Consider the following 6,113-nt stretch of genomic DNA (forward strand, 5'->3'; position numbering starts at 1 on the left):
TCCTCGTCGCTCGCTTCCTCGGCCAGCCACCGGCGTTTCGTCTCGATCGCCGTCCGCGGACGGTCGTCACCGGGATACCGCGCCTCCCAGATCGGGAGCACGTGCTCGGCGCAGTCGCACGCCAGCGCGTGAGCCGTGCGCTCAGTGAGCGTGCCCACGGGGGCGAGGATGCGTGCGCTCTCGAACGCGATCTTGTCTGTCGTGCTTTCTGTTGCTCCCCGCCCCTCTGCGGTCCAGAGGACCGCCGGGAACTTGGTCGGCAGGTGCTTGCTCAGCCCGGCGAGCGTCGCCAGGTGCCAGCCGCTCTTGCACAGCTCCGGCGTCTTGGGGGACGTCCATTGACGTGCCCGCACGGGCCACCGGACGCAGGTGTACGTGGTGGTGCGGTTCGGGGTTAGCCACTTGTAGAGGTCAGGCATCGCGCACCTCTGTGAAGTCCTCCGGCGCGTAGACGGCCCAGCCGACGCAGTCGCTGAACAGCGCCCGTGCGATCTCCGTCGTGGCCCGTGCGTCGAGCATCGCACGAGGGTACGTCTGCCAGTTGCGCTTGCCTGCGACGCCGGCTTTCGTGGCGTCGTCGAGCGTCCAGGTCACGTCGAGCTCGTCGCCGGTGTCTGCGCGCCTGCCGTGGATCGTGCAGCGCTCGTTGGTGCGCTCCGTGTAGGTGAGGCTGTGCCCGGCCTTGCGTATGAGGCCCCGGATCAGCTCGGCGGCGAGCACGACCTTGCCGTCGACGACATAGATCCGCTGCAAACTGAGCATGTCGCCCAAGCCAAGCTCGCGGCCCATGAGCACGGCGGACAGCGCAGCCTCGGGCCTGCCCCAAAAGTGCTTCGGGACGATCTCGTTACCCTGTGCGCAGATGAGCTGGCACTTGCGCCACAGTACGTTCAGCTCACTGCGCTGTGCGTCGACGGGCGACGGGTGGTGGACGATCTCGGCGGCGGCGTCTTCGGCGTCTGCGTCGACGACCTCGGGGTCAGGCATCGGGGCTCCCTCCTGTTCGTGTCCCATGCGAGCGGCTGGGGGGACTGACCAGACCACGCCAGCCGCTCGCGCGGGACACGCCCGCGCCCTTTCAGTCAGCTGCCAGCCGCACCAAGGATCGACGGCGGGCAGACCCACTCGACCTCTTCGACGACCTCTTCGACCTCGTGCTCGCTGTAGACGACGTCGCCGACGGGCACCTTCTCGACGCGCTTCACGACGCGGCGGCCCTTGACCACCCGCTCGCAGACCGCGGCACGATCGGCGAGGACCGTGAACGCGTGAGGCCCGAAGCGCTTCACGAGCTTGAAGGTGCCCGTGTTCTCGTTGATCTCCTTCTCCGCGGTGCCCATGTCGCGGGCGGCGCGGGCCATGGTCGACAGGTCGGCGTTGTGCTGCCAGCTGTAGAGGTACTCGCCGGAGAAGGGCGTCCACTCGGGGTGTGCGTCCAGCCAGTTGGCCAGCTCACGCAGGCCGTCGGTGTAGGGGGACGACGGCGGTGGAGTGGCGTCCGCTGAGGCACGTGATGCCCTGCCTGTGGTTTTGATGCCGTGCTCGTCGGGGAACCACTCCGGGCCGAGCTCGTCGAGTTCGTAGCCGCCCTTGGCGAGCAGCTCAGAAGCGAGCACCTCGGGGTCGGTGGCGGCATTGTCGTCGGTGACGTCCACCGAGTCCCAGAAGACCGTGACGCCGTCGTCTGTCAGCGCTTCGACCGTGACTGACGTGCCGACCTTCAGGTGCGGCGGTGTGAACCGCGACTCGCCGTTCTCGTCGGTGTCCTCGACCGCTCTCACGATAACGGTGCAGTAGGGGGAAGTGCTCATGGTGGTCAGTCCTTTCGGTCAGTCGGTGGTCAGTGCCCCCACTATGCGCCTCTCCACGCACCGTGTCAAGGGGTCTAGGCGATAATCACGCGGCATGTCACGTCCGGACCCGTGAACACGGCGACGCCGTGCGGGCTGTGCGGGCCAGGCGTGGACGAGACGTAGGCAAGCGTGGGGAGCGGCCCGACGTAGTGCCCCGTGGCGTCGGGGTTCGGTCCCATGACGTGGATGCTGCGCCACGTCGCCGGGAGAGGGATCCAGCCGTGGCCGTTGCGCATGACCAGTGTCGTGACGGTGGCCTGCGGGGTCGCCGTCGACGGCGTGGTCGGCGTGGACGTGGGCGTGCTCGTGGGCTGCGCGGCGGTCTGCGGCGGGTGCCGGTCCCAGAGCGAAACCGTATCTGTGATCCACGACAGGTCGTAGCTGCCTGCGTAGGCGTACTGGACGGCGACCGCAGTGCCTGGCGGGGCGTGTCCCGGTTGCCAGCCGGGGTCTGCGACGAAGTAGCCGTTGAGCGCCGGGTTCTTCAACACATAGTCACGCGAGCCGTAGACGAGCACGCGCAAGCCTGCGGCGTGCATGGCGGCGCCGTAGGCGGTGACGTAGGCGGGTGTAACGGCCGTCTCCATGTCGAGCACGGTCGTGATCCCGTGCTGTGCGCCTGCGAGGTTGAGCCAGTTGACCATCTGGCCTGCGTCTACGCCGCCCTGCGTCGGGTGTGGGTTGGAGCGTACCCAGACAGGCAGCCAGTACCGCACCAGCGCGTACACGGGCACATCTGTCGGTGTGCGAATCGGGTTCGGGGTGTCGCCGCCTGCGTAGATGCACGCCGTTGTGGCCCCTGCGGGCACCGTGGAGGGCGGGTACGCGGCGTCGAAGGCAATCTTCACGAGGTCTCCCTAGGGTCTGTAGGGTCTGAGCGAGGCGTGCGCAGGGTGTGCGAGGCGCCTGCGCGCATGTCTGCCCGGAGGATGGAGCCAGTGTGCGGGCAGCGTGCAGGCACCGTGCACAAGCGTAGCGCGGGGGTGTGACGAGGCGTGTGATGGGCCTAGTTCCCTTCAACCACCCACGTCGGTGGGTGTGTCGCGGTGTAGGTGGGGGTTAGCGTCTTGCCAGCGGGGACGAACACTGGCACGCAGGCTGACGCAGGAACCTTGATCGTGGGGCCGCCTGCGATGGCGCATGTCACCGGATCGGTGCCCGCCGCGACGTAGAAGGTGCGGTCGTAGGGTGCTGCACTAACAGCGATGCCCGTAGCGGGGACGGCAACTGTGACGACGCCGATGGGGTTGTAGCCAACGTTGTTCTTGACCATGTTCCCTGGCGTCGATGTGACTGGCGTCGTTGCGGTCACGGTGTTACCAATCACGACGTTTGTGGCGGACGTACCCTCAAGGGTGATACCGAACGTCTGTGGTGTCCCCGCTCCTGTGTTGAAGCAATGGTTTCCCGAGACGCAGCAGTGCTGGGCGTCCCACAAGCGAATCCCTTTTGGGTCCACGCCACTCGTTCCGTTGGAGATACAGACATTCCCGATCACCGACGAATGCGTACCGCCTGTCACGATGATGCCCGAGTGCCCGTTGGTCTGCGCTGTGCAGCCGATGATCTTGGACTGGCTTCCTATGGCGATCCCGTAGCGCGTGTTGGATTGGAACGAGCAACCCACGATGGCGGCGTCGTAGCCAGTAGCACCGACCAAGAGACCGGCTGTACCTCCATTCGCTTCGAAGTGGGTTCCTATTACGATGCTCTGAATGGAGCTGTTTAAGAAGCAACCGTTACCGCCGCAGTGTTCCACGCGGCAATGGTCGATGGTGACTAGGTTGCCGGCGACACCGTTGCCGTCGAAGACAAGTCCGTCTGTGTGCGCAGAACGAATCTCCATGTCGCGAAACCAACATTCCATAGGGTTGTAGATGTGGACGAGGTGGCCGGCCGTCTGCGACCCGCCCTGGCCGGGCGACGCCGAGATCGTCATCTTCTCTATTGCGAGGTGCGCGCCGATTGTGGCTATGTCCGGCCCCTGGATCATGTCCCCGGCGAGTGTCTTAGCGAGTAACAGCGAGCCGAACGGAGCGGTTTGGTAGAAGCCGTCCTCCATGTACCCCGAGCCCTGCAAGACGATGGGAGCCGTTTGCGGCGTTGTGTTGCCCGCATAAATGGCGTGCGGTAGCGTGATCGTGCGCTTCACGACGTAGGTGCCAGGCGGAAAGAACACGATCCCGCCAGCGCTCGTTGAGCCCGCGGCTGTGATCGCTGCCTGGATCGCAGCGGTGTCGTCCGTAGCGCCGTCGCCGGTGGCGCCGTACGTCCGCACGTCATGGACAATGGACCGGAAGCTGCTCGGTCGTGGGTCCCAACTCATGGCGCCTCCCGGTTCAGCCTGTCGAGCACGTCGTTCACGCGCTGGTTGAGGGCCTGCATCTGCGTGGCGGCGAGAAGCGCCTGCTCGTGGGCCGCCTGGACGTCGGTCTTCAGCTGCCGCAGGTCCGAGCGCGCCGAGTCACGGGCACGCCTGCGCATCTCGACGACCTCGGTCACGACGGCGCCGATCACTGCGGAAGCTCCGCTGACTGCGAACGCGCTCCACACATCAGAGCACCGTGACCGCGTGGTAGGCGGCGAAGTCATATGTCTCGGCGATGCCGTCGACCAGGACCGCCTTTGTGACCGTGGCTGTGACGACGACGACCCACAGCGTTGTCGGGGCGTGCAGGACGAACTGGCCGGTCGAGTAGAAGCGCGTGCGCACGGCCGATGTCTTGAATGTCGTCACGTCGCGCAGCCCGATCATCTGGACGCCGGCCGAGGAGGGCACGGACCCTGCTGCGTAGAAGCGTGCCGTGCCCGCGACCAGGCCGTCGCCCCCGACGGCGAGCGAGCGGATCTGCCACACCCGTCCCTGCGACGGCCCCCCGCAGGAGAATACGCACGCCCCGCTCGCACCCGTCGCACCCTGGCCGTGGATGGCGGCGGGTGCCGGCGCGTGGTTGAGGGCCTGCTGCGCCCTCTCGTTGGCGCGCCGGACCTGTGACGCGAGCCCGTCGATAGATGCCCCCAGCTCCGCGGAGATGGAGATCTCAGCCACGGGGGACCTTGCCGTTCGCGACCACGAGGCGCTGGCGCGTCTGGGCGGCTTCGACCTGCTTCTCTGCCTCGTCGAGCCAGCGCGAGATGCGCCCTGCGATGTCGAGCTTGAGGGCGTCCACGGCATCGTCGCCGCCGAGGTGGTGCATGACCGCGTGGATGAAGGCGTCCTCCTGCATGGCGCCTATCACGCTGTTCCACGCGCTCGCGGGCATGCCCTTGTGCATCAGGACCTCTGCGCGGCGCACGTTGTCCTGGGTCAGCTCGTCGGCTGCCTCGGCATCAGTCATCGTCATCGGGGATCCCTTCCTGTAGTGCCTCTGCGTCGATCCATGGGCCGATCTCGTGGCTCCCCTGCCCGGCGATGTAGGCGGCGAGCTCGAGGCCGACGTAGATGCCGCCGAGGAGCGCCACAGGCAGGCCGATGGCGGGGATGCGCCGGGCGATGAGCCCGACGGCGAGGCCCGTGCCGACGGACTTGCCGAGAAGCTCGAGGTAGGCGGGCTGGCGCATCTCGTCCAAGACGCCGCGAATGGACGCCGCGGCCCGTGTCTCGATGGGGGCAGCGGTCACCCGCGGCACGATCGGCCGGTCGTGGTCAGTCACCGAGTGTCCGTCCCCAGTTGACGGCCTCATGGGCCTGGGCGAACATGCGGCCCAGCGCCTGGCGACGCCGCTCGCAGCTGGCGCATCCCTCCAACCGCTCCTTGAGCGAGCGGGCGATGCGCACGACCTCGGCGCGCAGTTCGGGCGACGTGGCGATGAGGTAGAGGCCGGCGACGCCGAGGGCGCCGCCGTAGAGCAGGAACGTGTTGCGCCTGGACATGCATCCACGGTGCCTGAGCTGCACGCCTCGTAGGAAGCTGGGATGCGCGTCGTCTAGGCCCGGCTTACGCGTGCGCAGGGCCTAGGGGAACACTGCGGGGCGTGGCCGAGATCTCCGAGCAGGAGCGTGAGCACGCCGCCGCCGAGGGCGACACCGCCTACGGGGAGTCCTTCCCGATCCGCGACTGCAGCGACCTGTCGAACGCGGTGCAGGCATACGGACGGGCACCGGCCGAGAAGCGCGCCGAGCTGCGACGGTTCATCGTGCGGCGGAAGGCCGAACTCGGCTGCCCGGACGTGCACCTGCCCGAGTCCTGGCGGATCGTGAGGGGTGAGAACTGATGGCTGAGGGCGAAGCGCCTCCCGAGGGCGACCAGGGCGGCGAGG

Annotated in this window: 11 protein-coding genes; 1 reads left to right on the forward strand and 10 read right to left on the reverse strand. The window is 67.4% G+C overall.

All coding sequences use genetic code 11. The features are described from left to right. The 10 genes from ACYCUK_RS22645 to ACYCUK_RS22690 form a co-directional block, all read right to left on the reverse strand. Positions 1-419, reverse strand: a 419-nt coding sequence (locus ACYCUK_RS22645; protein WP_461596870.1) for a putative immunity protein, incomplete at its 3' end; no start/stop codon positions are given. Further along, a complete protein-coding gene (locus ACYCUK_RS22650) occupies positions 412-987 on the reverse strand; it encodes a hypothetical protein (RefSeq protein WP_461596871.1) in 576 nt (191 codons plus the stop codon). The genes ACYCUK_RS22645 and ACYCUK_RS22650, both read right to left, overlap by 8 nt. Before the next feature lie 95 nt (positions 988-1,082). Continuing rightward, positions 1,083-1,811 carry a hypothetical protein gene (locus ACYCUK_RS22655; protein ID WP_461596872.1) on the reverse strand — a complete coding sequence of 243 codons (729 nt, stop codon included), beginning with the start codon at positions 1,809-1,811 and terminating at the stop codon, positions 1,083-1,085. Between the two features lie 74 nt (positions 1,812-1,885). Next, the gene (locus ACYCUK_RS22660; RefSeq protein WP_461596873.1) at positions 1,886-2,662 is read right to left on the reverse strand and encodes a hypothetical protein; all 777 of its coding nucleotides are present in this window, start codon (positions 2,660-2,662) and stop codon (positions 1,886-1,888) included. 197 nt (positions 2,663-2,859) lie between these two features. Continuing rightward, a complete protein-coding gene (locus tag ACYCUK_RS22665; RefSeq protein ID WP_461596874.1) occupies positions 2,860-4,179 on the reverse strand; it encodes a right-handed parallel beta-helix repeat-containing protein in 1,320 nt (439 codons plus the stop codon). Next, entirely contained in the window at positions 4,176-4,370 is a 195-nt protein-coding gene (locus tag ACYCUK_RS22670) for a hypothetical protein (protein WP_461596875.1), read from the reverse strand. Before ACYCUK_RS22670 ends, ACYCUK_RS22665 begins: the two co-directional genes overlap by 4 nt. Positions 4,371-4,407: 37 nt before the next feature. Continuing rightward, positions 4,408-4,902 carry a hypothetical protein gene (locus tag ACYCUK_RS22675; RefSeq protein ID WP_461596876.1) on the reverse strand — a complete coding sequence of 165 codons (495 nt, stop codon included), beginning with the start codon at positions 4,900-4,902 and terminating at the stop codon, positions 4,408-4,410. Continuing rightward, positions 4,895-5,197, reverse strand: coding sequence for a hypothetical protein (locus tag ACYCUK_RS22680; protein ID WP_461596877.1), 303 nt, complete (start codon positions 5,195-5,197; stop codon positions 4,895-4,897). The genes ACYCUK_RS22675 and ACYCUK_RS22680 overlap by 8 nt, the downstream gene beginning before the upstream one ends. Then, positions 5,184-5,507: a hypothetical protein gene (locus tag ACYCUK_RS22685; protein ID WP_461596878.1), complete on the reverse strand. Its 324-nt coding sequence runs from the start codon at positions 5,505-5,507 to the stop codon at positions 5,184-5,186. Before ACYCUK_RS22685 ends, ACYCUK_RS22680 begins: the two co-directional genes overlap by 14 nt. Beyond that, the gene (locus ACYCUK_RS22690) at positions 5,500-5,751 is read right to left on the reverse strand and encodes a hypothetical protein (protein WP_461596879.1); all 252 of its coding nucleotides are present in this window, start codon (positions 5,749-5,751) and stop codon (positions 5,500-5,502) included. Before ACYCUK_RS22690 ends, ACYCUK_RS22685 begins: the two co-directional genes overlap by 8 nt. Positions 5,752-5,828: 77 nt before the next feature. Between ACYCUK_RS22690 and ACYCUK_RS22695 the strand changes: the two genes are divergently transcribed. Next, positions 5,829-6,068, forward strand: a complete 240-nt coding sequence (locus ACYCUK_RS22695) for a hypothetical protein (RefSeq protein ID WP_461596880.1) — start codon at positions 5,829-5,831, stop codon at positions 6,066-6,068. Positions 6,069-6,113: the final 45 nt, after the last annotated feature.

Source organism: Thiomonas sp., from assembly GCF_054608695.1.